Origin of the sequence: Pseudomonas kuykendallii, assembly GCF_900106975.1 — a bacterium.
GTDB lineage: Bacteria > Pseudomonadota > Gammaproteobacteria > Pseudomonadales > Pseudomonadaceae > Pseudomonas_O > Pseudomonas_O kuykendallii.
In genome coordinates this window covers 326,313-351,619 of record NZ_FNNU01000004.1, presented here as the reverse complement: position 1 = coordinate 351,619, position 25,307 = coordinate 326,313, and the positions used below count along the sequence as shown (strand labels likewise).

Genomic DNA, 25,307 nt, shown 5'->3' with positions numbered 1-25,307 from the left:
ATGCGGCCCGGCCGCGACCTTCGGTGGTTGTCGGACTTTCCTTTCCTCCGTCACGAGAGTGTTCCCGCGTGGTGTCCCAAGCCAGTCAAGCGCAGCCCGGAGGCGATCCGCGTAGCCGCTACGACGACCCCCTGCTCGATAGTCTGTTGTCTCTGTGCATGCTCCATCAGCGACCCGCCAGCCGGGCGATCCTGACGGCGGGCCTGCCGTTGCCGGATCAGCGCCTGAGCGCCGACCTGCTGCCGCGCGCCGCCGCACGGGTGGGGCTGCAGGGCCGATTGCTGCGTCGCAGCCTGGGGCAGATCCCGCAGCTCGCGCTGCCGGCGTTGCTGCTGCTCAAGGAAGGCCGTTCGGCGATCCTGCTGGGCCGCGACGAGCAGGGCCGCTATCGGTTGATGCTCAGCGAGAGCGAGGGAGGCGAGGCGCTCGTGGATGCCGAGCAACTCGCTGCCGACTACAGCGGCGAGGTGTTCTTCGCGCAGCCGCGGCACAAGTACGACCTCAACCACGGCAACCTGGTCCCGCGTGCGCGCGCCTGGTTCCGCGACACCCTCCGGCGCTCCCGCTGGCTGTATGTCGATGCCATCGCCGCCAGTTTCCTGATCAACCTGATCGGTCTGTTCGCGCCGCTGTTCGTGATGAACGTCTACGACCGCGTGGTGCCGAACCAGGCCGCGTCGACGCTCTGGGTGCTGGCGATCGGCATTTCCGGGGCCTACCTGTTCGACCTGCTGCTCAAGACCATGCGCGGCCTGTGCCTGGACCTGGCCGGCAAGAAGACCGACATGATCATCTCGGCGACGCTGTTCGAGCGCATCGCCGGCATGGCCATGCGCATGCGCCCGGCGCGGGTCGGCAGTTTCGCGCAGAACATCCACGAGTTTCAGACGCTGCGCGACTTCCTCGCCTCGCTGACCATGACCAGCGTGATCGACATGCCGTTCACCCTGCTGGTGTTGGCGGTGATCGCCATCCTCGGCGGGCACCTGGTGTGGATTCCGCTGCTGGCGTTCCCGCTGGCGCTGGCGATCGGCTGGGTCCTGCAGCGTTCGCTGGCGGAGACCCTCAACCGCACCATGGCACTGTCCGCCGAGCGTCAGTCGAGCCTGATCGAGACCCTTTCCGGGCTCGACGCGATCAAGGCGAACAATGCCGAGAGCGAGCGCCAGTATCAGTGGGAGCAGACCATCGGCACCCTCGGCCGGCTCGAGCTGCGGGCGAAGATGCTCTCCAGCCTGGCGTTGAACATCACCCAGCTGATCCTGCAACTGGCCGGCGTGGTGATGATCGTGCTGGGCGTCTACCTGATCATCGACGGCAAGCTGAGCATGGGCGGGCTGATCGCCTGCTACATGCTCAACGGTCGCGCCATGGCGCCGCTGGGGCAGCTCTCCGGGCTGCTCACGCGCTACCAGCAGGCGCGTCTGACCATGGTCAACATCGACCAGATGATGGAGCTGCCGCAGGAACGCAAGGAGAACCAGCGCCCGCTGGTCCGCCAGTCGCTGCAGGGTGCCATCGAGTGCCGCGGCCTGGAGTTTCATTATCCGAACCAGCAGAACGCCGCGCTCAGCGGGGTCAACCTGGTCGTTCGTCCCGGCGAGAAGATCGGCATCATCGGCCGCAGCGGCTCCGGCAAGAGTTCGCTGGCCAAGCTGCTGATCGGCCTCTACGAGCCGGACGCCGGCAGCCTGCTGGTGGACGGCGTGGACGTTCGCCAGCTCGATGTCAGCGACCTGCGCCACAACGTCGGCTATGTCCCGCAGGACATCCAGCTGCTCAGCGGCAGTCTGCGCGACAACCTGGTGTCCGGTGCGCGCTACGTGGAGGACGAACGCGTCCTGCGCGCGGCCGAGCTGGCCGGCGTGCACGAGTTCGCCCGCCTGCACCCGGAAGGCTACGAGCTGCAGGTGGGCGAGCGCGGCCACCAGTTGTCCGGTGGTCAACGGCAGAACGTGGCCCTGGCCCGCGCGCTGCTGCTCGACCCGCCGATCCTGCTGCTCGACGAACCGACCAGCGCCATGGACAACCCCGGCGAGGAGCGGCTCAAGCAGCGTCTCGCCGCGGTCATCCAGAACAAGACCCTGCTGCTGGTCACGCACCGTTCCTCGATGCTCAGCCTGGTGGACCGGCTGATTATCGTCGACAAGGGCCAGATCATCGCCGATGGACCCAAGGAAGCAGTGATGGAAGCCTTGAAGAAGGGGCAGATCAATGTCGCCTGATTCGCGTAGACAGGGGCTGTTCAGCGCCCTGCGTGGTTATTTCAACGGTGGTGATTCGCTGGCCGGGCAACCGGTGCCGGAGGTCGACAAGGCGCTGGTGGAGGATGCCCCTCGGGTCATCCGGCTGACCATCTGGGTGCTGGTCGGATTCTTCGTCTTCGGCCTGGTGTGGGCGCATTTCGCGGTGGTCGACGAGGTCACCCGCGGCGACGGCAAGGCCATTCCGTCCTCCAAGCTGCAGAAGATCCAGAACCTCGAGGGCGGCATCGTCGCCGAGCTGTTCGTGCGCGAAGGGCAGATCGTCGAAGCCGGCGCGCCGCTGCTGCGCCTGGACGACACCCGCTTCACCTCCAACGTCGGCGAAACCGAGGCCGATCGCCTGGCGATGCAGGCCCGTGTCGAACGCCTGCAGGCGGAAGTCGACGGCACCGAACTGGAACTCTCGCCCGATCTGGTCAAGGCCGCTCCCGGTCTTGCGCAGAGCGAGCTGGCGCTGTTCAAGAGCCGCCAGCAGCAACTCAAGGACGAAATCGGCGGCCTCGAGGAACAACTGGTCCAGCGCCAGCAGGAACTGCGCGAGTTCGGCTCAAAGCGCAGCCAGTACGCACGCAGCCTGGAACTGCTCAGCCAGGAAATCCGCATGTCCGAGCCGCTGGTGGCGGAAGGTGCGATTTCCCAGGTCGAGGTGCTGCGCCTGCGCCGCTCCGAGATCGAGAACCGCGGGCAGATGGAGGCCACCGACCTGGCCATTCCGCGCGCCCAGGCGGCGATCAAGGAAGTCCAGCGCAAGATCGACGAGACCCGCGGGCGTTTTCGCAGCGAGGCCCTCGGCAACCTCAACGAGGCGCGCACCGACCTGAGCAAGGCGCAGGCGACCGGCAAGGCGCTGGAAGACCGCGTCAGCCGCACGCTGGTGACCTCGCCCGTGCGCGGCATCGTCAAGCAGATGCTGGTCAACACCATCGGCGGGGTGATCCAGCCGGGCAGCGACCTGGTGGAAATCGTGCCGCTGGACGACAACCTGCTGGTCGAGGCGCGCATCCGTCCGCAGGACATCGCCTTCCTCCATCCGGGGCAGAAGGCGGTGGTCAAGTTCACCGCCTACGACTACACGATCTACGGCGGCCTGCAGGCCAAGCTGGAACAGATCGGCGCGGACACGGTGACGGACGAGGACGGCAACAGCTTCTACCTGATCCAGTTGCGCACGGACAGGAGCCACCTGGGTTCCGACGAGGCGCCGCTGCTGATCATCCCCGGCATGGTCGCCTCCGTGGACATCATGACCGGCAAGAAGAGCATCCTCAGCTACCTGCTCAAGCCGATCCTCCGCGCCCGCGCCGAGGCGTTGCGCGAGCGCTGAGTTCTGGCGTTCCGCCTTCGACGCCGTCGACAGGCGGCCGCCCGGCCGACGAGTAGCGTTGGCCGGGCAAGCCACGGGTCACTAGCGCAAATCCGCAAGCGGATGCTCGCCTTCCCAGGTCGGTTCGAAGTGCGCCTCGATGACCGCGTCCGGGATGCTCGCGACATCCGGCCAGTGCCAGCGCGGGGCGTGGTCCTTGTCCACCAGGCGCGCGCGCACGCCTTCGCTGAACTCCGGATGGCGGCAGCAGTTGAGGCTCATCGCGTATTCCATGCGGAACACTTCGGCGAGCGACATGTGGCGCGCGCGGGCGATCTGCTGCCAGACGAGGTGCGCGGTCAGCGGGCAGCCTTCGGCGAGGGTCTTGCCGGCATGCGCCAGCAGACTGTCCGGGTCGTCGCGCAGCGCGGCGATCGCCCGCCAGGCGGCAGGCAGGTCGGCGACATCGAGCAGGTCGTCCAGGCGTTCCCGGCGTGGCAGCCACTGGGCCGCCGGGAGTCGATCGCGGGCTTCGTGTTCCAGCGACCTGAGCAGGCTGATCAGTTGCATCTCCGGCTGTTCCAGCCAGTTCAGCTGGACCATCCCTTCGAGCAGTTCGTCCTGCTGTTCGTCGAGCAGGAAGCGGTCGGCGAGGTTCAGATCCAGCGCATCGCGTGCATTCATCTGGCTGGCGGTGAGCCCGAGGAAGGTTCCGAGCTTGCCCGGCAGGCGTGAAAGGAACCAACTGGCGCCGACGTCCGGGTACAGGCCGATGTTGATTTCCGGCATCGCCAGCCGCGAGCTCGGGGTGACGATGCGCAGCGAGGCGCCCTGCAATAGGCCCATGCCGCCGCCCATCACGTAGCCATGGCCCCAGGCGATCAGCGGCTTCGGGAAGCGGTGGAGGTGATGGTCGAGGCGGTACTCGGCGGCGAAGAAGCGTGCCGCCAGTGCCGGTACTTCGCCGGGCTGCTCGCGGCAGGCCTCTACCAGCTTGCGCACGTCGCCCCCGGCGCAGAACGCCTTGGCGCCATTGCCGCGCAGCATCACGCAGACGATGCCCGGGTCGTTGGCCCAGGCTGTCAGCTTTTCGTCGAGGGCCTCGTTCATCGCCAGGCTCAGGGCGTTGAGGCTTTTTTCCGCATCCAGCGTGGCGATGCCGATGCGCACGCCGTGCAGCGCGGGGAGTTCCTGAAAGATCACATTCATTCTTGGGTTCCCATCGCGAGGCGCCGTGGCCTCGCATCCGGTTGTCGGTCAGCGGTTGCGCCAGTGGGCGTCGCGTTTTTCGAGGAAGGCGTTGACGCCCTCGCGGGTATCTTCGGCGTCGAACAGGTCGACGAAGCGCTCGCGCTCCTGGGCCAGCCAGGTGCTCGGGCCGCGCTCGCGGGCGCCCTGGATCAGCGGCTTGATCGCGCGCACCGCCACCGGGCTCTGCCGCGCGACGCGCGCCGCGAGGAGGAGGGCGTGACCACGCGCCTCGCCGGCATCGACGACCTGCTCGACCAGGCCGATGCGCAGCGCGGTTTCCGCATCCACGCGCTCGCCACAGAGGATCATGCGCTTGGCCCAGCCTTCGCCGACCAGCCAGGGCAGTGCCTGGGTTCCGCCGGCGCACGGCAGCAGGCCGACCGAGGCTTCCGGCAGGGCCAACTGCGACTGGCGCTCGGCGATGCGGATGTCGCAGGCCAGCGCGCACTCCAGCCCGCCGCCCATGGCATAGCCGTTGATCGCGGCGATCGACACGCCGCGGAAGTCGCGCAGCGCCTCGAAGGCTTCGCCGAACAGCCGGGCCATCTCGCGGGCGCGGGCCTTGTCGCCATCGGCGAACAGCTTGAGGTCGGCTCCGGCGCTGAAGAACTTCTCGCCGCGGCCGGTGATGACCAGCGCATAGATGTCATCGTCGCGGTCGAGGTGCTCGATCAACTGCCGCAGGCCGATCAGCGACTCGCGCTCCCAGGTGTTGGCAGGCGGGTTGTTGAGGGTCAGCAGGGCGGTGTTGCCGTGCTTCTCCACGGTGAGTTTGTGGGTCAGGTCGAATAGCTGGGTTTTGTAGGGTTCCAGTGCATTGCTCATGCGAATCCTCCTGTTTTCTTCTCAGTCCTGGCGGGAAACATCGTGCGCGCCGCACGCCGCGGCGCACCTACGCAATCCGGTCGAGCATGCCGCCCTGTTCGAGCAGGCGCCGCGCGATGATCACCCGCATGATCTCGTTGGTGCCTTCCAGGATCTGGTGCACGCGGCTGTCGCGTACCCAGCGCTCCAGCGGGTAATCGTTGAGATAGCCGTAACCGCCGTGCAGTTGCAGGGCCTGGTTGCACAGCTCGAAGCAATGGTCGGTGGCGAAACGCTTGGCCATCGCACAATACAGGCTGGCCTCGGCGTCGCCCGCGTCGAGCTTGTGCGCGGCGAGACGGACCATTTGCCGGCTGGCGACGAGGTCGGTGAGCATGTCGGCGAGCCTGAACTGCAGCGCCTGGAACTCCGCCAGCGGCTTGCCGAACTGCTTGCGTTCCTCCACGTAGCGCAGCGATTGCTCCAGCGCGGCCTGGGCGGCGCCCAGCGAACAGCTGGCGATGTTGATGCGCCCGCCATCCAGGCCCTTCATCGCGTAGACGAAACCCTGGCCTTCCGGGCCGATGCGGTTGCCGGCAGGGATGCGCACGCCCTCGAAGGTGATGGTCCGGGTCGGCTGCGCGCGCCAGCCCATCTTCAGTTCGTTGCGCCCGTAGCGCACGCCCTCGGCATCGCCGGGCACCAGAAAGCAGGAAATGCCACGGGCGCCGTCTTCGCCGGTGCGTGCCATCACGATCAGCACCTGGGTGCTGCCGGCGCCGGAAATGAAGCACTTGCTGCCGTCGATCACATAGTCGTCGCCGTCGCGGCGCGCGCGGGTGCGCAGGTGCGCGGCATCGGAGCCGGCGTCCGGCTCGGTGAGGCAGTAGGAGGCGAGCAGTTCGCCGCTGATCAGGCGCGGCAGCCAGGCGTCCTTCAACGCCGGTTCGGCGAAGCGCGCGAGCATCCAGCTGGCCATGTTGTGGATGGTGAGGAAGGCGGTGGTGGCGACGCAGCCGGCGGCCAGCTGTTCGAAGATCAGCGAGGCGGAGAGCCGCGACAGGCCAAGCCCGCCGTCCGCCTCGTCGAGGTAGAGCGCCAGGAAGCCCTGGTCGGCGGCGAGGCGAATGACATCCACCGGGAAATGGTGGTCGCGGTCCCAGTCCGCGGCGTGCGGCGCCAGTTCGCGGCTGGCGAAGGTGCGTGCGCTTTCGATCAGCAGGCGCTGCTCTTCGGAGAATTCGAAATCCATGGGCGTCCTCGTGGGTACGTTGTTCTTGTTATGCCCTCGGTGCGAGGGTTGCAGGGCGGGCCGCTCGTGGCTGCCGGCCGCTGGACGCCCTCAGGTTGCCTCATTCTCCGGCGGGCGTCATGCCGTTTTCAGTTGGCCTTGCCACCCAGCAGCTTGAGCCAGAACGCCGCCTCGCCTGGAACCTCGTCGCCCAGTTGCTGCGCCAGCGCCGCGTGGTCGGCGTAGGGAAACAGCTGGCGGAGCGCGGGCAACTGCGCCAAGGGTGCCTCGTCGCGGGGCTGTTGCAGCAGGCTGGCGACCTGCACCAGATCGGCCAGGTCGGCCTTGCCGGCGTGTTCGCGCTGCCAGTCGTCGCGGTGACGGGTGACATCGACGATCGCCGGCACCTGATTCCAGCTGGTCAGCAAGATCACCCCGATCGGCCCGGAGATGGCGTCGCAGAGCGCGTGCAGTTCGTCTTCGTCGCGCGGCGCGTCCGGCCAGCGGCCGATCTCGTCGAGCAGGGGCAGGCTGCCAATGTCCTGCAGCAGACCGGCGAGCAGGGCATCCTCCACCGCAATGCCCGGGCAGCGGCCGCACAGCGCCGCGCTGTAGGCGGCGCGCAGCTGGGCGTTCTTCCAGCGGTTGCGAAAGACCCGCTGCAAGGTCGGTTCGGTGCTGGTGAACAGGTTGCGCAGGGAGAACGCCAGAACCAGGTTGTTGAGGTTGCGGATGCCCAGGCGGCCGAGGACGTCGCGCAGGTGCTGGCAGGGGCGGCCGGTCTTGAACAGCGGGTTCTCGGCGAACTGCATGAGGTAGGCGGCCAGCGCCGGGTCGCCGTTGATCACCCGCGACAACTGTTCCAGCTGGGTCCGTGAATCTTCCAGCAGGCGCCTGATGGCTTCGGCGTTCTCGGGCATCTGCGGAACTCGGGCTTCGCCGCGCAGAAAGCGGTCGAGGAGGGCGAGACGCAGGTTTCTGGCGTCGGCATGGGGTTGGCTTTGCATGGGGGCTCGCTATTGCGGATTGACAAGCTGGTGAGGCTTTCCTAGGGTGCCGCGGCTACTTTCACAGCAGGTGCACCATGGCGCAGACGCAGGATCGGATCAAGCTCGAGGCAGGCTGGAAGGCCGTATTGCGCGACGAGTTCGACAAACCCTACATGCGGCAGCTTAGCGAGTTTCTGCGCCAGGAGAAGGCGGCCGGCAAGGTCGTTTTCCCGCCCGGGCCGCTGATCTTCAATGCCTTGAACTCCACGCCGCTCGATCAGGTGAAGGTGGTGATCCTCGGTCAGGACCCCTACCACGGGCCCGGCCAGGCCCATGGGCTGTGCTTCTCGGTGCAGCCGGGCGTGCCCACTCCGCCGTCGCTGCAGAACATCTACAAGGAGCTCAAGCGCGACCTGAACATCGACATTCCGCGCCACGGCTACCTGCAGCACTGGGCGGAGCAGGGCGTGCTGCTGCTGAACACCTCGCTGACGGTGGAGCAGGGCAATGCCGGCTCCCACGCGGCGAAGGGCTGGCAGCCGTTCACCGACCGCATCATCGAGGTGGTGAGCGAGCGGCGCCCGCACCTGGTGTTCCTGCTCTGGGGCTCCCATGCGCAGGGCAAGCAAAAGCTCATCGATGCGACCAAGCACCTGGTGTTGAAGTCCGCGCATCCCTCGCCGCTCTCCGCGCACCGCGGCTTCAATGGCAACGGGCATTTCAGTCGCACCAACAAGTACCTGCAGCAACAGGGCCTGGAGCCGATCGACTGGCGCCTGCCGGACGCGCCCTGAGTGCCGGCACTGCGCCCGGGCGCCGGTTGCTGCGCGATTCCCAGCGAAAGGTGAGCGAAAGCTCGCCGCATTAGGATCGACGTGCCGCCGATTCCGATCGGCGCCTGGCCGCAGCGCCAGTTACAAAAACAACAACGGTGATCGCCATGAAACGTCCCTTGCCGCTCTTCCAGTCTCTCCCACCGATCGTTTGCTCTGCGCCAGAAACTCCGCGCTGACCGCGTGCCGTGCCCTGAACCGATGCCGACGTTGCTCGATCGTCGACAGCCGGCGCGTCTGCCCTGTGCGCCGCTTTCGTTGCCCGATCTGCGGATGGGCGGGCGAGGATCGGGTCTGACGAGCCGCGCCTCACCGCGAAGTGGGCAGTCGGCATCCGTGCCTGTATCCTGCTCGGCGGTTTCGCCGACGGGGATTTTCCCGGCCACGGCGGCGTCTGATGCGAATGGCAAAAGCCCGGGCAGGCAGGAAGTCCGGGCTTCCGGGTCGCCACGTTTAGCGTCATCCGAACACTCTCGAACCCCCTAGAGGAACCATCATGGAATGGCTCACCAATCCGGAAATCTGGATTGCCTTCTTCACCCTGACCGCCCTGGAAATCGTCCTCGGCATCGACAACATCATCATGATCTCGATCCTGGTGGGGCGGATGCCCAAGCACATGCAGCCGAAGACGCGCTTCTTCGGGCTGGCGCTGGCGATGGTCACGCGGATTCTGCTGCTGCTGTCGATCACCTGGGTGATGCGCCTGACGGCGGACCTGTTCCATGTCCTCGGCCAGGGGATTTCCGGGCGTGATCTGATCCTCTTCTTCGGCGGCCTGTTCCTGCTCTGGAAGAGCAGTTCGGAGATCTACCACGGCCTCGAAGGCGAAGACGAAACCGCCGGCGAAGAGCCGAAAAGCAAGGCCAGCGGTTTCATCGGCACCATCATCCAGATCGCCATCATCGACATCGTCTTCTCGCTGGACTCGGTGATCACCGCGGTCGGCATGGTCGCCCACGTCCCGGTGATGGTCGCCGCGATCGTCGTCGCGGTGATGGTGATGATGCTGGCCGCCGGCACCATCAGCGACTTCATCGAAAAGCACCCATCGCTGAAGATGCTCGCCCTGTCGTTCCTCATCGTGGTCGGTACGGTGCTGATCGCCGAAGCCTTCGAAGTCCACGTGCCGAAGGGCTATGTCTACTTCGCGATGGCCTTCTCGCTGGGTGTCGAGGCGCTGAACATCCGCCTGCGCACCAAGCTGGGTCGCAAGCAGAACGACCCGGTCAAGCTGCGCAAGGACATCCCCGGCGGCGAATGAGCCGCGCTGCCTCCCTCTCCCGTGCGGAGAGGGAGGCGTGTTTCACCTCCCTTCATCCAGGCGTTTGCGCCAGACCCGGAACAGCGGTTCGGCGAGGAACAGCACCAGCAGCAGACGCATCACCTGCATCGCCGTCACCAGCGGCACCGACAGCGCCAGGGTCTCCGCCGTGAGGCTCATCTCGGCAATCCCGCCGGGCATCATGCCCAGCGTCAGCGAGCGGATATCCAGCGCGGTCAGCGCGCCCAGGGCGAATGCCGCCAGCGCGGCGAGCGCCATCATCAAGGCCGTGGAAAACAGCGTGCGCAGCAGGAACGCCGGTGCGCGGCGGAAGAATGCACGGTCGAAATGACAGCCCAGCCCGCTGCCGATGAGCAACTGGCCAAGCTGGCTGGCGCCGTGCGGCAGGCCGATGTGCAGGTTCCACACGATGCTCGCGGTGGCGCTCACCAGCAACGGGCCGAAAAGCCACGGGTTCGGCTGTTGCAGGCGTTGCCACAGCCAGGCGAGCGCCGCGCCGGCCGGCAGCAGCACGGCCAGCCAGAGCCCGTCCGCGGGCGCCGCCTGGAACTGTGCATCGCCGTCGCCCATCAGCAGTTTGAAGATCATCGGCACGCAGAGCACCAGGGCCACCACCCGCAGGCTTTGCGCCGCGGCGACCCGGCTGAGTACCGCGCCGTGACGCTGGCCGAGGTTGACCATTTCCCCGGAGCCGCCGGGCATGCAGGAAAAGAACGCGGTGGCCGGGTCTTCGCCGGTGCGCCGCAGCAGCCACACGGCGGCGATGCTGGAGAGGAGGGTGAACAGGGCGCCGAAGAGGATCAGCCAGAAGTGCGCCAGCACCTGCTCCACCACTTCGGGGCTGAAGTGCAGGCCGATGCCGACGCCGATGATGCATTGACCGGTCTTGCGGCCCCCTGGCAGATCACGGATCTGCCAGGGGGTGGTGCAGCGGAACAGGATGACCGCCACCAGGGCGCCGATCATCCATGGCAGGGGCCAGTGGGCGAGGCTGGCCAGCAGCCCGCCCAGCGCGCCTACGAGCGGGGTCGCCCACCAGGCGCGCCAGCCATCACGCATCGGCCAGGGCGCGCTGCCGGGCGCTGCGGCGGCGCCAGATGCGCAGCAGCGGCAGGGCCAGCATCACCACCACCAGGGCCCAGGTGCTCATGCTGATCGGGCTCGACCAGAGGATGCCCAGTTCGCCGTTGGAGATCGACAGCGCACGGCGCAGGTTCTGTTCCATCAGCCCGCCGAGGATGAAACCCAGCAGAATCGGAGACAGGGGGAAGTCCAGCTTGCGCAGGATGTAGCCCATGATGCCGATGCCGACCATCAGGAACAGGTCGAAGGTGGTGGCATGCACGGCGTAGACGCCGATCGCGGTGATGATGGCGATCACCGGCACCAGCGCCCAGTTCGGCACGGCGAGGATGCGGGTGAAGATGCGGATCATCGGGATGTTCAGGATCACCAGCATGATGTTGGCGATGAACAGCGAGGCGATCAGGCCCCAGACGATGTCGGGCTGTTGCTGGAACAGCAGCGGGCCGGGGGTGATGTTGTACAGGGTCAGCGCGCCGATCATCACCGCGGTGGTACCCGAGCCGGGTACGCCGAGGGTCAGCATGGGCACCAGGGCGCCGCAGCAGGACGCGCCGATGGCGGTTTCCGGGGCCGCCAGGCCGCGCAGGTCGCCCTTGCCGAACTTGCCCTTGTCGCCGGCCATGCGTTTCTCGGTCATGTAGGCCACGGCGCTGGCCAGGGTCGCGCCGGCGCCCGGCAGTACGCCCATGAAGAAGCCCAGCAGGCCGCAGCGGATGTTCACGACGAACACCGAGGCTGCTTCCTTCATGTTGAACAGCATGCGTCCGGTGGCCTTGACCGCAACGTGGCCATGGTGGGTCTTTTCCAGCAGCAGGAGGATCTCGCTGATGGAGAACAGGCCCAGCACCAGCACGACGAACTGGATGCCGTCGGCCAGGTGCACGTTGTCACCGGTGAAGCGGTACACGCCGCTGTTGGCGTCGATGCCCACGGCGGAGAGGAACAGGCCGATCAGTGCGGCGATGAAGGTCTTCAGCGGCTTGTCGCCGGCCATGCCGCCCAGGGCGACGATGGCGAACACCATCAGCACGAAGTACTCCGCCGGCCCGAAGGCGATCGCCCATTTCGCCAGCAGCGGGGCGAACAGCACCATCCCGCAGGTGGCGATCAGCGCGCCGATGAACGAGCTCCACGCCGACAGCGACAGGGCCACGCCGGCCAGGCCCTGGCGAGCCATGGGGTAACCGTCGAGGGTGGTCATCACGGTGGAGGCTTCACCGGGAATGTTCAGCAGGATCGAGCTGATCCGGCCGCCGTATTCGCAGCCCAGGTAGACCGCGGCCAGCAGGATCAGCGCCGATTCCGGTGGCAGGCCCAGGGCGAAGGCGATGGGGATCAGCAGGGCCACGCCGTTGATCGGACCCAGGCCCGGCAGCAGGCCGACCACGGTGCCGATCAGGGTGCCGGTGAGGGCGGTGACCAGGTTGTAGGGGCTCAGGGCGACGCCGAAGCCCTGGCCCAGGTAGCTCAAAGTATCCATGTGTCAGTTCTCCAGTGCGCTCAGCAGGCCCAGGGGCAGGGGCACGTCCATCACGCGATCGAACAGCCAGTAAAGGAAGATGCTCATGCCCACCACGACGATGGCGCCGGGCAGCCAGCGGCCGCCATACAGGCGTGCCATGGGCAGGCCGACCAGGATCGCGCTGAGGATGAAACCCAGCGACTCGAAGGTGGCGGCCAGGACGATCAGCAGACCGACGCAGGCGGCGATCTTGATCAGGCTTTCGCGGTCCAGTTGCGGCTCGTCTTCCTTGTGCACGATGGGGGTGGGGCGGATGGCCAGGTACAGCAGGCCCAGGCTCATCAGCCCGAGCATCAGCAACGGGTAGGCCCGGGGTCCGACCGGTTCATAGGAAAATGCAGCCTGGTAGGGCCAGGCCATCACGGCCAGGGCGGCGCATACGGCCAGCAGAACCAGGGCGAAAAGGCGTTGCAGGATCATGGAAGAATCCTCGTTGGAGATGCTCGAACTGGAAGAGTGAACGGGTTGCTGAAGCCGAAGGGCTTACTGGATCAGCCCGAATTCCTTGGCCAGCGCCTTGTATTCCGCCACCTGCTTCTTCACGTAGGCGTCCAGCTCCTCGCCGGTCAGGGCGAAGGGGAACAACTCGCGCTGGTCGCGCAACTTGGCGAAGTCTTCGGAGGCGAGCATCTTGTCGAACGAGTCCTTCCACCAGGCGTAATCCTCATCGCTGACCTTCGGCCCGAGGTAGAAGCCGCGAACCACCGGCCAGACGATGTCGTAGCCCTGCTCCTTGGCGGTGGGGATGTCCTTCATTTCCGGCTCGTCCAGACGGTTTTCCGAGAGCACGGCGAGGATGCGGATGTTGCCGCTCTGGATGTGCGGCATGGAGTCGGAAATGTCGGTGGAGCCGATCTGGATATGCCCGCCCAGCAGCGCAGTGGCGATTTCGCCGCCGCCTTCCAGGGCCACGTAACGCAGGTCGCGCGGGTTGATGCCGGCGGCCTTGGCGATCAGCGCGGTCTGCATCCAGTCCTGGCTGCCGACGGTGCCGCCGGAACCGATCACCACCTTGCCCGGATCTTTTTTCAGCGCCGCGACCAGATCGTCGAGGGTCTTGTAGGGCGAGTCGCTCTTCACCGCGATGGCGCCGTAGCTGGTGCCCACGGCGGCCAGCCACTTCACGGCGTTCTCGTCGAAACGGCCGAACTTGCCCTGCGCGAGGTTGAGCAGCGAACCACTGGACCAGGCCACCAGGGTGCCGGCGTCGGCCGGGCGCTGGGCGACCACGGCGTTGTAGGCGACCGCGCCGACGCCGCCGGGCATGTAGGTGACGCGCATCGGTTTGCTCAGCAGCTTGGCGTCCACCAGGGCGCTCTGGGCCAGCTTGCAGGTGAGGTCGAAGCCGCCACCGGGCGCGGCCGGTGCGATGCACTCGGGGCGCTTGGGTTCGGCCAGCAACTGGCCGGAAAGCAGCAGGCAGGATGCGGCGAGGGCAAGGCGGGTAAGGGCAATCTTCATCGGTGTTCTCCTTTGGGTCTTATTGTGAATCACCAGATCGGCAGGGCGTAGCTGACGATCAGGCGTAGCTCGTCCGCATCACGGGCGAAGGTAGAACGGAATCCCGCATGGCGGGCACGGAACGTCAGGTCCTTGAGCGCGCCGCTCTGAACCACGTACTTGAACTCGACATCGCGCTCCCACTCGCGGCCTTCCTCGGTGCTGCCGGTGACCTTGGCGTTGTCGCCGCTGATGTAGCGGGTCATGAAGCTCAGGCCGGGCACGCCCATGGCGGCGAAGTTCAGGTCGTAGCGGGCTTGCCAGGAGCGTTGGTCGGCGTTGGCGAAGTCGTTGATCTGCACGAAGTTGACCAGGAAGGGGTCGGTGCCATCGATGTAGGCGAAACCGGTGTCGCCGCTCATGCGCTGGTAGCCGAGGCCGACCTTGTGGCTGCCCTGGGCGTAGCTGAGCATGCCGTTGAGTGCGCGGTTGTCCACCTTGCCGGCTTCGGCGCGGCCGCTGTCATCGCTGACGGCGTAGCGCAGGTCGGCGCTGAGGGTGCCGGCGCCCAGGGGCTGGCTGGCGAGCAGGCCGAAGAAGTGCTGGCGGTAGACGTCATCCAGCTCGGCGAAGTAGTAGCGCCCGGTGAGCTGCTTGCTGAAGGCGTAGTCGGCGCCGGCCAGGTCGAAGTGCGAACCGCTGGCGGCGCTGGCGAAGCGGCGGTTCTTGTTGTTCAGCGCGATGTCTTCGGAGTTGGTCGAGGCGCGGTCCTTGACCTCGCGCAGGCGGCCACCGTTGAAGGTCAGGCCGGCGATCTCCTTCGAGCTCAGCAGGCCGCCCTCGAACACCTGGGGCAGGATGCGGCTGTCGCTGGCCTTGACCACCGGCAGCTCGGGGATGTGGCTGCCCAGGCGCAGCTCGCTCTTGGAAAAGCGCATCTTCGCGGTGAGGCCTAGCTTGCCGTACTCGCCCGGAGTGCCGCCGTCGTCCTGCACCGGCAGCAGGTCGGTGCCGCTTTGGCCGCGACCGGAGTCGAGCTTGATGCCGAGCATGCCGAGGGCGTCCAGACCGAAGCCGACGGTGCCTTCGGTGTAGCCGGACTCGATGTTGAGGATGAAGCCCTGGGCCCATTCGTCGCGGCGCGACTGGCCAGCGCCGTCACGGAAATCGCGGTTCAGGTAGATGTTGCGGGCTTCCAGGGACGCCGAGCTGTCTTCGAAGAAGTCGGCCTGGGCGAAGGGGGCGAGCGAGCAGCCTACGAGGCTGAGCGTCAGGGTGCGAACAGGCGGCAGCGCCTGGCGGGATGCAGTGAGCATCGGTGGTCTCCAATTCTTGTTTTTGTTAACGCGGGCCCGACCAGGAGCCTGCGTCTGTGGGTGGTTCTTGCCACCCTGGCCGGATGCTAGGGGCTGAAACTTTCGCCAGCCTTTCAGCGTGAAAGAAATCTCCCGGTGTCATTCACAGCGGCTTTCTGGCCGTTACACTTCAGCCCGATCGCCCGTCTTCCGGAGTGCCGCCTTGCGAATCCTGCTGGTCGAAGACCACCCCCAACTGGCCGAGAGCGTCGCCCAGGCCTTCAAGGCCGTGGGCTGGACGGTGGACGTGCTGCACGACGGCGTGGCTGCCGACCTGGCCCTGGCCAGCGAGAACTACGCCCTGGCGGTGCTCGACGTGGGGTTGCCGCGCATGGATGGCTTCGAGGTGCTGGCGCGCCTGCGCGGGCGGGGCAAGACGCTGCCGGTGCTGATGCTCACCGCGCGCGTCGAGGTCAAGGACCGTGTGCATGGCCTCAACCTCGGCGCAGACGACTACCTGGCCAAGCCCTTCGAGCTCAGCGAGCTGGAGGCGCGGGTCAAGGCGCTGCTGCGGCGCAGCGTGCTCGGCGGCGAACAGCAGCAACGCTGCGGCCCGTTGCTCTACGACCTCGGCACCCGGCGCTTCAGTCTCGAGGACGAGGTGCTGACGCTCACCTCCCGCGAGCAGGCGGTGCTTGAGGTGCTGATTGCCCGCCCGGGGCGGGTGATGAGCAAGGAGCAGCTGGCTTCCCAGGTGTTTGGCCTGGACCAGGAGGCGAGCCCGGACGCCATCGAGATCTACATCCACCGCCTGCGCAAGAAGCTGGAAGGCAGCACGGTGCGCATCGTCACCTTCCGTGGCCTCGGCTACCTGCTGGAACACCAGGATGCGTGAAGCCGGCAGCCTGCGCGGGCGGCTGCTGCTGCGCCTGGCCGCGCTGCTCACGGTGCTGCTGTTGATAGGCAGCCTGACCGCCTACTTCAACGCCCGCGAGGCCGCCGACACTGCCTATGACCGCACCCTGCTGGCCTCGGCGCGGGCCATTTCCGCCGGGCTCTACGAGACCGACGGCCGGCTCAAGGCCGATGTGCCCTACGTGGCCCTGGACACCTTCGCCTATGACAACGCGGGGCGCATCTTCTACCAGGTGACCGACATCGAGGGGAACCTGGTTTCCGGCTACGAGAACCTGCCCGGCCCGCCGAAGGGGATGCCGCGCACCAATGACTATCCGGCCCTGGCGCGCTTCTACGATGCGCGCTACGAGGGCGTCGACGTGCGTGTGGTGAGCCTGCTGCGGCCGGTGAGCGAGGAAAGCATCAAGGGCATGGCGGAAATCCGTGTGGCCGAGACCGAGGAAGCCCGCGAGCGCCTCGCACGCGGGCTGCTGGTGGACACCCTGTGGCGCCTCGCGGTGATGTCGCTGGCGGCGCTGGGGCTGGTCTGGCTGGTGGTGAGTGCGGCGCTGCGCCCGCTGACCGAGCTGCGCAACGCGGTGGAGGAACGCCAGGCCGACGACCTGCGCCCGCTGCCGGTGGTGGCCGTGCAGGCCGAACTGAAGCCGTTGGTGGGTGCCCTCAACCAGTTCACCGAGCGCCTGCGCGGGCTGTTCCAGCGCCAGGCGGATTTCATCGCCGATGCCTCCCACGAGTTGCGCACGCCACTGGCGGCGCTCAAGGCGCGGGTGGAGCTGGGGTTGCGCGAGCGGGAGCCGGAGCAGTGGCATCGCACCCTGGTGGAGGCCGCCGCCAACACCGACCGGCTCACCCACCTGGCCAACCAATTGCTGTCGCTGGCGCGCATCGAGAGCGGCGCGCGGGCCATCGCCGAGGGCGGCGCGGAGCGTATCGAGCTGGGGGCACTGGCGCGTGAGCTGGGCATGGCGCTGGCGCCGCTGGCCCATGCGCGGGGCATCGCCGTGGCGCTGGAGGCGGAAGACACGGCCTGGGTGATGGGTGAGCCGACGCTGCTCAACGAGCTCCTGAGCAACCTGCTGGACAACGCGATGGCGCACAGCGCGAGCGGCGGCAACGTCATCCTGCGGGTGGTCGCGCCGGCGACGCTGGAGGTCGAGGACGACGGTCCGGGGATTCCTGCGGCGGAGCGAGACAAGGTCTTCCAGCGCTTCTACCGGCGCAACCCTCAGGTCGGCGGCGCCGGGCTCGGGTTGGCGATCGTCGGCGAGATCTGCCGTGCCCACCTGGCGCAGATCAGCCTCCACGAGGGCGCGCAGGGCGGTCTGCTGGTGCGGGTGCGTTTCCCCGAAGCGGGCTGAGCCGCGGGCGTAGTGCTGGATTCGCGATGGAGTGTGGGTGCGTTGTCGGCGGGTGCGTTTACTGCGTCATGCTCAGCGACTGCCGGGTTTCCATCAGGTACTGGGCTACCCGTCCGCTGGCGCGCAGGCTGGCCAGGCCACGGTTGAACCGAACCATCAGGGCGTCGTTGCCGGCCACCTTGCGCGACAGCAGCAAGTGCAGGCTGTCGCTGCGCAGCGGCTTGGGGGCGTAGGTGAGACGCGCGCGCTCGGCGGCGCTGAAGTGGCTGTGCAGCAGGTCCATGGCCACGACGGGATCGATGGGAAACAGATCCAGGCGGTTCGCCAGGAGCATCCGCAGCCCCTGTTCTTCGCTGGGCAGGCGGACCACCTTGAGTTCGCCGGACTGCTCGGCGCGCTGGAAATCCGCGCCATAGTCATAGCCGTTGATGCCGCCGATGCGCAGCCCGCGAAGATCGGCAACGCGTTGCCAGTTCAGCGTCTCACCCTTGCGATGAAACAGGCTGTAACCGCTGCTGACCACTTCGGTGCTGACGTAGAACTGCGTGTCACGCTCGGGGCTGCGCAGCCAGACCGCCGTGCCGGCGCGCTGGCCCTGTTCGGCCAGGTGCAGCGCGCGCGCCCAGGGCAGGAATTCCCATTTCACCTGGACGCCTTCGAGGGCGAAGGCTTCGCTGACGATGCGCGAGGCCACGCCATTGTGGGGCAGTTGCTGGCCCAGGTACGGCGCCCACTCGCCGTTGGTGAGGAGGATTTCCTCCGCCGCCACGGCATGGCCGAACAGCACGAGCGAAGCGAACAACAGGTACGTCAACGACTGGCGCATGGCTAATTCCTTTTGGCCGACGGGTGAGATGACACCGCCCCTTATCGGCGGCCCATCATGCGGAGGCGCTGCTCAGCGAAGCATGCTCATCGCCGCTTCCATCGCATTGGACAACTCGTCCTCCGCCTGCATGTCGATGTTCGGATCGAGACCCAGCTTGGCGAAGGCGCTGATGCCGCTCCAGTCCATCTGGGTGAACGGGTGCTCGGTGCCCAGATAGCTCTGCAGCGTGGCAACCTGGACGATATCGACGTAATCGACCTTTTCCGAGTTGCGGGTGAAGTCGAGGTACTCGCCGGGCACCACCGCGATCGGCAGCGGGAAATCCCAGGTGCGCAGGATCTTGTCGCCAATGACCGGGTGGATGCGCTCGATCACATGGTTGAGGCTGATCGAATCGTTCATCAGTTCGGCGTGATCCTCGGCGTAGGTGAGGATCGGCAGCGCGCCGATCTGGTGAACCAGCCCGGCGAGGGTCGCCTGGTCAGGCGCCAGGCGGGTGTAGCTGCGGCACAGCACATGGCAGATGCCGGCGATTTCGGTGCTGCGGTTCCACACTTCGCGCATCTTGCGGTCGATGACGTCGGAGGTGGCCTGGAACATCTGCTCCATGGCCAGGCCCGTGGCCAGGTTGCAGGTGTAGTTGATGCCGAGCCGGGAGACCGCCATCTGCAGATCGGTGATCTCCTTGTTGGTGCGCAGCAGCGGGCTGTTGACCACCTTGATGATGCGCGCGCTGAGCGCGGCGTCGTTGCCAATGACCTTGCTCAGCGTTGGGATGCCGATGTTCGGGTCCTCGGCCGCCTCGCGAACGCGCAGCGCTACTTCCGGCAGCGTCGGCAGTACCAGTTCGTCGTTCTCGATCGCCTGAATCAACTCGTGTTGTACTTTTTCGGCAAGCTTGCTCATGGGTTCTCTCTGAGGTTTCAGGCGTTCTTGGGGGACTGCGCTCAGCGCATGATCTCGCGATCGGCGTCCAGGCTGTAAGGCAGGTCCAGCAGGCGCAGAGCGGGTCCGTCGCTGCTCCCCAGGTGAATCCGGCCGTCGCCGACGGCATCCTCCTGCAGCACGGCGAGCAGCTCGATGCCGCCCTCCGAGTGGGCGGCGAGCACGACCTCGCCGACGCTGGTGCTATGAACCGGGGAGAACAGTTCGGTGCCGGGGGCGGGCAGGTCGGCGTCACCGGCCAGCCGTTGCAGGCGCCGCTTGAGCTTGCCGAGGTACTGCATGCGCGCGACGATTTCCTGTCCGGTGTAACAGCCCTTCTTGAAGCTGACGCCGCCGACGGCCTGCAGGTTGATCATCTGCGGAATGAAAGTCTCGCGGGTTTCGCCGAAGACCTGGCCGACCCCGGCGCGAATCTGCGTCAGCTTCCAGGCGTCGACGTCGGCCGATGGCAGCAGGGCGACCAGTTTCCCGAGTAGCGTCCGGGCCTGGTCGGCCGGAGCCCAGAGTTCCGCGCGGCCGTTCTCCAGGCGCAAGGCGAGCAGGCCATCCTTTTGCTGCAGCGCGCCGGCTTCCGGTGCCAGGGCGAAGCCCAGTTCGCCGAGGGCCGAATCACCCTCGAACAGGCCGAAACGCGACCAGGCGTCGCTTTCATCGAACAGCTTGGACTTGGAAAACACGGCGTATTTCTTCAGGTCATCGAGCTGCGGCTGGACCAGTTCCGCGGCCATCGCCAGCAGGTAACCATCGCCCTGGGGCAGGATGCGAAAGCTGGATAGCATGCGTCCCTTGGGCGTGCAGCGGGCGCCGAGACTGTGGCTTTCGTTCAGGTAATTGAGGTTGCAGGTCAGCTGGCCCTGGAGAAATGTGCTCGCATCCGGACCACGAACGGCGATGACGCCCTCGTGGGCGAGTGGGCAGAAAAAAGCGGAGTCGGCCATGGAGTTCGCTGCGCAAGGGTTTGGAGCGTCATCATAGAGTGCCGCTCCCGGGTTGTCAGCGGGTGTCGGCCGAGGGGCGGGGGGCTATAATGCCGGCCTTCACAAAGGAGCCCGCTGCATGGTCGACGATATCGAACTCAACAGACTTTTCTGGCACAGCCGCCGCGGCATGCTGGAACTCGACGTGCTGCTGGTGCCATTCGTGCGCGAGGTCTATCCCAACCTCGATGACGAGGACCGCGCGCGTTATCGCAAGCTGCTCACCTGCGAGGATCAGGACATGTTCGGCTGGTTCATGCAGCGCGCCGAACCGGACGATCCGGACCTCCAGCGCATGGTTCGCATGATCCTGGACCGTGTCCAGCCCAAGTGATCGATTCGAATGCCACTGGCGACCGTCACGGTGGCTGCTGGCGTTCTACCTGGTCGCGGCGGTGCTGGCCTCGATAGCGGTCATCGTCGCCGACATCCCCTGGCCATTCCGGCTGCTCGGCATCGTCCTGTGTCTCGCCCACGCGGCGTGGTATCTGCCGCGCAACGTGCTGCTGAGCGCAGAGGTCGCGTTTCGCGGGTTGCAGCATGACGAGGATGGCTGGCGGCTGTGGAGCCGGGGCGCCGGCTGGCAGCCTGTTCAACTGCGACCGGACAGCCTGGCGTTACCCTCGATCGTGGTGCTGCGCTTTCGTTTTCCGGGGCAGCGCCGGGTACGCAGCCTGTGCATTCCCCGTGACGCCCTGAGCCGTGCGGAGCATCGGCGCCTGCGGGTCTGTCTGAAATTCAGTCGGCGTAGATGGGCGGCAGCAGAATAGTGTCGTGGGCTTCGGCCTGCATCTCCGGGTAATCCAGGGTGTAGTGAAGGCCGCGGCTTTCGTGACGCTGCATTGCCGAGCGGATGATCAGGTCGGCGACCTGCGCCAGGTTGCGCAGCTCGATCAGATCGCGACTCACCTTGTAGTTGCTGTAGAACTCGTCGATCTCGTTGAGCAGCAGGCGCACGCGATGCTGGGCGCGCTGCAGGCGCTTGTTGGTGCGCACGATGCCGACGTAGTCCCACATGAAGCGCCGCAGCTCGTCCCAGTTGTGCGCGATGATCACATCCTCGTCCGAGTCGGTGACCTGGCTGGAGTCCCAGGTCGGCAGCTTGCTGGGCAAGGTGACGTCGTCCAGTTGCCCGACGATGTCCGCCGCCGCCGAGCGTGCGTAGACGAAACACTCCAGCAGCGAGTTGCTGGCCATCCGGTTGGCGCCGTGCAGGCCGGTGAAACTGGTCTCGCCTATCGCATAGAGGCCGGGAATGTCGGTGTGTCCATGCTGGTCGACCAGAACGCCGCCGCAGGTGTAATGAGCGGCGGGGACCACCGGAATCGCTTCTCGGGTGATGTCGATGCCGAAATCCAGGCAGCGCTCGTAGACCGTGGGGAAATGTGCCTTGATGAATTCGGCGGGCTTATGGCTGATGTCGAGGTAGACGCAGTCGACCCCCAGCCGTTTCATCTCGTGGTCGATGGCGCGGGCGACGATGTCGCGCGGGGCCAGCTCGGCGCGCGGGTCGAAGCGCTGCATGAAACGCTCTCCGTTGGGCAGCTTGAGCAGGCCCCCCTCGCCACGCACGGCTTCGGTGATCAGGAAGCTCTTCGCCTGCGGGTGGTAGAGGCAGGTTGGATGGAACTGGTTGAACTCCAGGTTGCCCACCCGGCAGCCGGCGCGCCAGGCCATGGCGATACCGTCGCCACAGGCGCCGTCCGGGTTGCTGGTATAGAGGTAGACCTTGGAGGCACCGCCACTGGCGAGCACGACGAAGCGCGCGTGGTAGGTGTCCACTTCTCCGCTGTCGCGATTGAGTACGTAGGCGCCGAGGCAACGCTTGCCGTGCAGGCCGAGTTTGCGCTCGGTGATCAGGTCGACGGCCACGCGCTGCTGCAGCAGCTCGATGTTCGGCTTGCGTCGCGCCTGGTCGAGCAGGGTGTTGAAGATCGCGGCGCCGGTAGCGTCCGCCGCGTGGATGATGCGCCGGTGGCTGTGGCCGCCCTCGCGCGTCAGGTGAAAGGCGAAGCCGCCATCCTCGCGATCCGTCTCGTCATCCGGGGTGAACGGCACGCCCTGGTCGATCAGCCACTGAATGGCTTCGCGGCTATGCTCGACGGTGAAGCGCACGGCGTCTTCGCGGCACAGGCCGGCGCCCGCGACGAGGGTGTCCTCGACATGGGATTCGACGGTGTCGGCGTGGTCCAGCACCGCCGCTACGCCACCCTGGGCCCAATAGGTCGAGCCGTTCGCCAGCTCGCCCTTGCTGAGCACGGCGATGCGCAAATGGGAGGGCAGGGTGAGGGCGAGGGTGAGACCGGCAGCACCGCTGCCAATGACCAGGACGTCGTGCTGTAAGTGTTGGCTCATGACCAGATTCCGCGGAAGAAGCGGGACCTAGTATATAGAGCAGGTGCTCGGCACAATAGCGGGCTTATGTCGTTCGGTGGTGCTCTGGAACTTTCTAATTCAGCCAGGTTCCATAGCAGGTTACCTAGAAAGGTACGCCCGGCGCTTGTGGTGAAAGTAGTCTCACGGTTGCCCTCACTTCAAGGCTCGGCATAAAGACGTATTCGACGCAGTGGAAAGCCCACTGCCTGATTTTCCAAGCAGAACCTGAGCGGGCTGCTGGAGCTTTGCCTGGAGGGGAGAACTTTTGCGCAACATGTGGGTCTATTTTGCTAAGCCGATCTGTCACGGAGCGCGACCTAACTCCAGGCTCAACGAGGAGTTGTCATGCTAACCCAGGAGCAGGATCAGCAGCTGGTCGAGCGTGTTCAGCGCGGAGACAGAAGGGCTTTCGATTTGCTGGTGCTCAAGTACCAGCACAAGATTTTGGGTCTGATCGTGCGTTTCGTGCACGACAGCCATGAGGCTCAGGACGTGGCTCAGGAAGCCTTCATCAAGGCATACCGGGCACTGGGAAACTTTCGCGGGGACAGCGCGTTCTATACGTGGCTGTACCGGATCGCCATCAACACGGCCAAGAATCACCTGGTAGCACGCGGGCGTCGTCCACCCGACAACGACGTGAGTGCCGAAGACGCGGAGTTCTACGACGGCGATCACGCCCTCAAGGACATCGAGTCACCGGAACGAGCAATGCTGCGGGACGAGATCGAGGACACGGTCCATCGAACCATCCAGCAGTTGCCTGAGGATTTGCGTACAGCGCTGACGCTGCGCGAGTTCGATGGTTTGAGCTACGAGGACATTGCGAGCGTCATGCAGTGTCCGGTGGGCACTGTACGTTCGCGCATTTTCCGAGCGCGAGAAGTGATCGATAAAGCATTGCAACCCTTGTTGCATGATAACTCCTAAGACAGCGGCGAAAGCCAAGAGAGGAACTGCCATGACTCGTGAATCCCTGCAGGAATCGCTGTCCGCGGTGATGGATAACGAAGCGGACCAACTTGAATTGCGTCGAGTGATCGCCGCCAGCGACGATGCCGACGTACGTGCCACCTGGTCTCGCTACCAGGTCGCCCGCGCCGTTATGCACAAGGAATTGCTTGTCCCTCACCTGGACATCGCTTCCGCGGTCTCCGCAGCGATCGCCGAAGAGAAGGTTCCGGGCAAGGTTTCGACCGCCTGGCGCAGCGTTAGCCGCCTGGCCGTTGCTGCTTCGGTGACCGTCGCCGTACTGGCAGGCGTGCGCTTCTACAACCAGGACGAAGTGGGCGGCGTTCAGCTCGCTCAACAGGCTCAGCCTTCTCAGGTAACCGTGCCTCAACAGGTCGCTGGTGGCGCTGTGCTCGCAGGCTTCACCGCCAACGGTGCCCAGGCCGAGACTCCGGTTGCTGCAGACGGCAATCAGGCAGCCTGGCATGACCAGCGTCTGGCCGAGTACCTGCGTCAGCACGCCCAGCAGTCCGCCTCCAACGGTGTCGAAGGCCCTCTGCCTTACGCCCGCGCAGCGAGCCTCGAAGAACAGCACTGAGGGGTTACATGCGCAGTTTCCCCTTGGTGGTGTTGATGGGGAGCTTGTTGGCGACCTCGGCGGCCAATGCCGCCGATGCGCAGGACTGGCTTCTCAAACTGCAAAGCGCCGAGCAACAGAAAAGCTTCCATGGGACGTTCGTCTATGAGCGCGATGGGAGCTTTTCCACGCATGGCATCTGGCATGAGGTGGACGCGGGTGGCGCCGTGAAAGAGCGGCTGTTGCAACTCGACGGTCCTCCTTACGAAGTGCTGCGCACCAATGGCAAAACCGACTGCGCCACCGGTACTCTGGTCGAGCAGTCGAGCGAGGCGGGTCAGTCCTGGCTCACCCGCACGCTGGACCCTCAGCAACTCTCCCAATGGTATGACTTGCGCGATGCGGGCGAATCCCGGGTCGCGGGTCGCAATGCCGTGGTCCTGGCACTGGTTCCGCGTGATCAGCATCGCTACGGCTTCGAGTTGCACCTCGATCGGGAAACCGCATTGCCGCTGAAGTCCCTGCTGATCAACGAAGACGGTCACGTCCTGGAGCGTTTCCAGTTCACCGACTTCGTTCCGCAAGAGGCTGGGGATGGCGCCGCGTCCAAGGCGAGCGGTGACTGCAAGCCGGTCCAGGTCTCGCAAAGCGAGGTTCTTCCCGATAACGCCTGGCGTTCGGACTGGGTTCCACCGGGATTTACCCTGAACAGCATTCTCCAGCGACGCAGCCCTGCGTCCTCCGAGCCTGTCGCCTGCATGCTCTATGGCGACGGCATCACCCAGTTTTCCGTATTTCTCGAGCCGTTGCGTGGCGCCCGTTTCGACGATGCGCGTAGCCAACTGGGCCCGACCGTAGCCGTCTCCCGGCATATGCCGACCGCCGAGGGCGAGGTGATGGTGACCGTTGTGGGCGAGATTCCGCTGGGCACAGCCGAGCGAATAGCGCTGTCGATCCGTCCTGGTGAAGCGCAAAGCCTGCAATGAGCGAAGAAAGGCGTGATTTCGTAGTATCCGTCGTCCTGCGAGGCTTACAGATGCAAATACCCATTTCCTGATTCTCAGCCTTGCGCT

24 protein-coding genes are annotated in these 25,307 nt (G+C 65.9%); 11 read left to right on the top strand and 13 right to left on the bottom strand.

Going from position 1 to position 25,307, the window contains the following annotated elements:
* Positions 1-68: 68 nt before the first annotated feature.
* The gene (locus BLV15_RS14980; RefSeq protein WP_175534369.1) at positions 69-2,225 is read left to right on the top strand and encodes a type I secretion system permease/ATPase; all 2,157 of its coding nucleotides are present in this window, start codon (positions 69-71) and stop codon (positions 2,223-2,225) included.
* Positions 2,215-3,588 (top strand): HlyD family type I secretion periplasmic adaptor subunit, encoded by a 1,374-nt coding sequence (locus tag BLV15_RS14975; RefSeq protein ID WP_090229886.1) that lies wholly within the window; start codon positions 2,215-2,217, stop codon positions 3,586-3,588. The genes BLV15_RS14980 and BLV15_RS14975 overlap by 11 nt, the downstream gene beginning before the upstream one ends.
* Positions 3,589-3,669: 81 nt before the next feature.
* On the opposite strand, the gene BLV15_RS14970 is transcribed toward BLV15_RS14975, so the two are convergent.
* From BLV15_RS14970 to BLV15_RS14955, 4 genes are all read right to left on the bottom strand, one after another.
* Positions 3,670-4,776 (bottom strand): enoyl-CoA hydratase/isomerase family protein, encoded by a 1,107-nt coding sequence (locus BLV15_RS14970; RefSeq protein ID WP_090229883.1) that lies wholly within the window; start codon positions 4,774-4,776, stop codon positions 3,670-3,672.
* 48 nt (positions 4,777-4,824) lie between these two features.
* Entirely contained in the window at positions 4,825-5,643 is an 819-nt protein-coding gene (locus BLV15_RS14965) for an enoyl-CoA hydratase (RefSeq protein ID WP_090229881.1), read from the bottom strand.
* A 67-nt stretch (positions 5,644-5,710) separates the two neighbouring features.
* Positions 5,711-6,874, bottom strand: a complete 1,164-nt coding sequence (locus tag BLV15_RS14960) for an isobutyryl-CoA dehydrogenase (protein ID WP_090229878.1) — start codon at positions 6,872-6,874, stop codon at positions 5,711-5,713.
* Positions 6,875-7,002: 128 nt separating this feature from the next.
* Entirely contained in the window at positions 7,003-7,860 is an 858-nt protein-coding gene (locus BLV15_RS14955) for an HDOD domain-containing protein (protein ID WP_090229875.1), read from the bottom strand.
* 77 nt (positions 7,861-7,937) lie between these two features.
* Here BLV15_RS14955 and ung point away from each other — a divergent pair, with 77 nt between their 5' ends.
* Both ung and BLV15_RS14945 read left to right on the top strand, forming a co-directional pair.
* Positions 7,938-8,636: a uracil-DNA glycosylase gene (gene ung / locus BLV15_RS14950; RefSeq protein ID WP_090229873.1), complete on the top strand. Its 699-nt coding sequence runs from the start codon at positions 7,938-7,940 to the stop codon at positions 8,634-8,636.
* Between the two features lie 535 nt (positions 8,637-9,171).
* A complete protein-coding gene (locus tag BLV15_RS14945; protein ID WP_090229870.1) occupies positions 9,172-9,939 on the top strand; it encodes a TerC family protein in 768 nt (255 codons plus the stop codon).
* Between the two features lie 42 nt (positions 9,940-9,981).
* Here BLV15_RS14945 and BLV15_RS14940 read toward each other — a convergent pair whose 3' ends face one another.
* From BLV15_RS14940 to BLV15_RS14920, 5 genes are all read right to left on the bottom strand, one after another.
* Complete coding sequence (locus BLV15_RS14940) at positions 9,982-11,019, bottom strand: AbrB family transcriptional regulator (protein WP_090229867.1); 1,038 nt, start codon at positions 11,017-11,019, stop codon at positions 9,982-9,984.
* Positions 11,012-12,526 carry a tripartite tricarboxylate transporter permease gene (locus BLV15_RS14935; RefSeq protein WP_090229865.1) on the bottom strand — a complete coding sequence of 505 codons (1,515 nt, stop codon included), beginning with the start codon at positions 12,524-12,526 and terminating at the stop codon, positions 11,012-11,014. The genes BLV15_RS14940 and BLV15_RS14935 overlap by 8 nt, the downstream gene beginning before the upstream one ends.
* Before the next feature lie 3 nt (positions 12,527-12,529).
* Positions 12,530-12,988, bottom strand: coding sequence for a tripartite tricarboxylate transporter TctB family protein (locus BLV15_RS14930; RefSeq protein WP_090229861.1), 459 nt, complete (start codon positions 12,986-12,988; stop codon positions 12,530-12,532).
* A 63-nt stretch (positions 12,989-13,051) separates the two neighbouring features.
* Positions 13,052-14,029: a Bug family tripartite tricarboxylate transporter substrate binding protein gene (locus tag BLV15_RS14925; protein WP_090229858.1), complete on the bottom strand. Its 978-nt coding sequence runs from the start codon at positions 14,027-14,029 to the stop codon at positions 13,052-13,054.
* 29 nt (positions 14,030-14,058) lie between these two features.
* A complete protein-coding gene (locus BLV15_RS14920; protein ID WP_090229856.1) occupies positions 14,059-15,324 on the bottom strand; it encodes an OprD family porin in 1,266 nt (421 codons plus the stop codon).
* Between the two features lie 202 nt (positions 15,325-15,526).
* Here BLV15_RS14920 and BLV15_RS14915 point away from each other — a divergent pair, with 202 nt between their 5' ends.
* Together BLV15_RS14915 and BLV15_RS14910 are read left to right on the top strand one after the other, a co-directional pair.
* Positions 15,527-16,198, top strand: coding sequence for a response regulator (locus tag BLV15_RS14915; RefSeq protein WP_090229853.1), 672 nt, complete (start codon positions 15,527-15,529; stop codon positions 16,196-16,198).
* Positions 16,191-17,579: a sensor histidine kinase gene (locus tag BLV15_RS14910; RefSeq protein WP_090229851.1), complete on the top strand. Its 1,389-nt coding sequence runs from the start codon at positions 16,191-16,193 to the stop codon at positions 17,577-17,579. The genes BLV15_RS14915 and BLV15_RS14910 overlap by 8 nt, the downstream gene beginning before the upstream one ends.
* A gap of 58 nt (positions 17,580-17,637) precedes the next feature.
* Here BLV15_RS14910 and BLV15_RS14905 read toward each other — a convergent pair whose 3' ends face one another.
* From BLV15_RS14905 to ygfZ, 3 genes are all read right to left on the bottom strand, one after another.
* The gene (locus BLV15_RS14905; protein WP_090229848.1) at positions 17,638-18,405 is read right to left on the bottom strand and encodes a substrate-binding periplasmic protein; all 768 of its coding nucleotides are present in this window, start codon (positions 18,403-18,405) and stop codon (positions 17,638-17,640) included.
* Between the two features lie 72 nt (positions 18,406-18,477).
* Positions 18,478-19,314 (bottom strand): HDOD domain-containing protein, encoded by an 837-nt coding sequence (locus tag BLV15_RS14900; protein ID WP_090229845.1) that lies wholly within the window; start codon positions 19,312-19,314, stop codon positions 18,478-18,480.
* Between the two features lie 41 nt (positions 19,315-19,355).
* Positions 19,356-20,291, bottom strand: a complete 936-nt coding sequence (gene ygfZ / locus BLV15_RS14895; RefSeq protein ID WP_090229843.1) for a CAF17-like 4Fe-4S cluster assembly/insertion protein YgfZ — start codon at positions 20,289-20,291, stop codon at positions 19,356-19,358.
* Positions 20,292-20,409: 118 nt separating this feature from the next.
* On the opposite strand from ygfZ, the gene BLV15_RS14890 reads away from it, so the two are divergent.
* Both BLV15_RS14890 and BLV15_RS14885 read left to right on the top strand, forming a co-directional pair.
* Positions 20,410-20,664 carry an FAD assembly factor SdhE gene (locus tag BLV15_RS14890; RefSeq protein WP_090229840.1) on the top strand — a complete coding sequence of 85 codons (255 nt, stop codon included), beginning with the start codon at positions 20,410-20,412 and terminating at the stop codon, positions 20,662-20,664.
* On the top strand, positions 20,648-21,100 hold the full coding sequence (locus BLV15_RS14885) for a protein YgfX (protein ID WP_090229837.1): 453 nt from the start codon (positions 20,648-20,650) through the stop codon (positions 21,098-21,100). Before BLV15_RS14890 ends, BLV15_RS14885 begins: the two co-directional genes overlap by 17 nt.
* Here BLV15_RS14885 and nadB read toward each other — a convergent pair.
* The gene (gene nadB / locus BLV15_RS14880) at positions 21,069-22,685 is read right to left on the bottom strand and encodes an L-aspartate oxidase (RefSeq protein ID WP_090229834.1); all 1,617 of its coding nucleotides are present in this window, start codon (positions 22,683-22,685) and stop codon (positions 21,069-21,071) included. The genes BLV15_RS14885 and nadB overlap by 32 nt on opposite strands.
* Before the next feature lie 366 nt (positions 22,686-23,051).
* Here nadB and rpoE point away from each other — a divergent pair, with 366 nt between their 5' ends.
* From rpoE to BLV15_RS14865, 3 genes are read left to right on the top strand one after another with little or no spacing between them, the layout of a single operon-like run.
* Positions 23,052-23,636 (top strand): RNA polymerase sigma factor RpoE/AlgU, encoded by a 585-nt coding sequence (gene rpoE, locus BLV15_RS14875; protein WP_090229832.1) that lies wholly within the window; start codon positions 23,052-23,054, stop codon positions 23,634-23,636.
* A gap of 31 nt (positions 23,637-23,667) precedes the next feature.
* On the top strand, positions 23,668-24,255 hold the full coding sequence (locus BLV15_RS14870) for an RseA family anti-sigma factor (protein ID WP_090229829.1): 588 nt from the start codon (positions 23,668-23,670) through the stop codon (positions 24,253-24,255).
* 8 nt (positions 24,256-24,263) lie between these two features.
* Positions 24,264-25,220: a MucB/RseB C-terminal domain-containing protein gene (locus BLV15_RS14865; protein ID WP_090229827.1), complete on the top strand. Its 957-nt coding sequence runs from the start codon at positions 24,264-24,266 to the stop codon at positions 25,218-25,220.
* The last annotated feature ends 87 nt before the right edge of the window (positions 25,221-25,307 follow it).

What these genes read in the sequence shown, in the direction of transcription:
- BLV15_RS14975 (WP_090229886.1), top strand. Translation starts at nt 2,215, where the DNA reads ATGTCGCCTGATTCGCGTAGACAGGGGCTGTTCAGCGCCCTGCGTGGT.
- BLV15_RS14970 (WP_090229883.1), bottom strand. Translation starts at nt 4,776, where the DNA reads ATGAATGTGATCTTTCAGGAACTCCCCGCGCTGCACGGCGTGCGCATC.
- BLV15_RS14965 (WP_090229881.1), bottom strand. Translation starts at nt 5,643, where the DNA reads ATGAGCAATGCACTGGAACCCTACAAAACCCAGCTATTCGACCTGACC.
- BLV15_RS14960 (WP_090229878.1), bottom strand. Translation starts at nt 6,874, where the DNA reads ATGGATTTCGAATTCTCCGAAGAGCAGCGCCTGCTGATCGAAAGCGCA.
- BLV15_RS14955 (WP_090229875.1), bottom strand. Translation starts at nt 7,860, where the DNA reads ATGCAAAGCCAACCCCATGCCGACGCCAGAAACCTGCGTCTCGCCCTC.
- ung (WP_090229873.1), top strand. Translation starts at nt 7,938, where the DNA reads ATGGCGCAGACGCAGGATCGGATCAAGCTCGAGGCAGGCTGGAAGGCC.
- BLV15_RS14945 (WP_090229870.1), top strand. Translation starts at nt 9,172, where the DNA reads ATGGAATGGCTCACCAATCCGGAAATCTGGATTGCCTTCTTCACCCTG.
- BLV15_RS14940 (WP_090229867.1), bottom strand. Translation starts at nt 11,019, where the DNA reads ATGCGTGATGGCTGGCGCGCCTGGTGGGCGACCCCGCTCGTAGGCGCG.
- BLV15_RS14935 (WP_090229865.1), bottom strand. Translation starts at nt 12,526, where the DNA reads ATGGATACTTTGAGCTACCTGGGCCAGGGCTTCGGCGTCGCCCTGAGC.
- BLV15_RS14930 (WP_090229861.1), bottom strand. Translation starts at nt 12,988, where the DNA reads ATGATCCTGCAACGCCTTTTCGCCCTGGTTCTGCTGGCCGTATGCGCC.
- BLV15_RS14925 (WP_090229858.1), bottom strand. Translation starts at nt 14,029, where the DNA reads ATGAAGATTGCCCTTACCCGCCTTGCCCTCGCCGCATCCTGCCTGCTG.
- BLV15_RS14920 (WP_090229856.1), bottom strand. Translation starts at nt 15,324, where the DNA reads ATGCTCACTGCATCCCGCCAGGCGCTGCCGCCTGTTCGCACCCTGACG.
- BLV15_RS14910 (WP_090229851.1), top strand. Translation starts at nt 16,191, where the DNA reads ATGCGTGAAGCCGGCAGCCTGCGCGGGCGGCTGCTGCTGCGCCTGGCC.
- BLV15_RS14905 (WP_090229848.1), bottom strand. Translation starts at nt 18,405, where the DNA reads ATGCGCCAGTCGTTGACGTACCTGTTGTTCGCTTCGCTCGTGCTGTTC.
- BLV15_RS14900 (WP_090229845.1), bottom strand. Translation starts at nt 19,314, where the DNA reads ATGAGCAAGCTTGCCGAAAAAGTACAACACGAGTTGATTCAGGCGATC.
- ygfZ (WP_090229843.1), bottom strand. Translation starts at nt 20,291, where the DNA reads ATGGCCGACTCCGCTTTTTTCTGCCCACTCGCCCACGAGGGCGTCATC.
- BLV15_RS14890 (WP_090229840.1), top strand. Translation starts at nt 20,410, where the DNA reads ATGGTCGACGATATCGAACTCAACAGACTTTTCTGGCACAGCCGCCGC.
- nadB (WP_090229834.1), bottom strand. Translation starts at nt 22,685, where the DNA reads ATGAGCCAACACTTACAGCACGACGTCCTGGTCATTGGCAGCGGTGCT.
- rpoE (WP_090229832.1), top strand. Translation starts at nt 23,052, where the DNA reads ATGCTAACCCAGGAGCAGGATCAGCAGCTGGTCGAGCGTGTTCAGCGC.
- BLV15_RS14870 (WP_090229829.1), top strand. Translation starts at nt 23,668, where the DNA reads ATGACTCGTGAATCCCTGCAGGAATCGCTGTCCGCGGTGATGGATAAC.
- BLV15_RS14865 (WP_090229827.1), top strand. Translation starts at nt 24,264, where the DNA reads ATGCGCAGTTTCCCCTTGGTGGTGTTGATGGGGAGCTTGTTGGCGACC.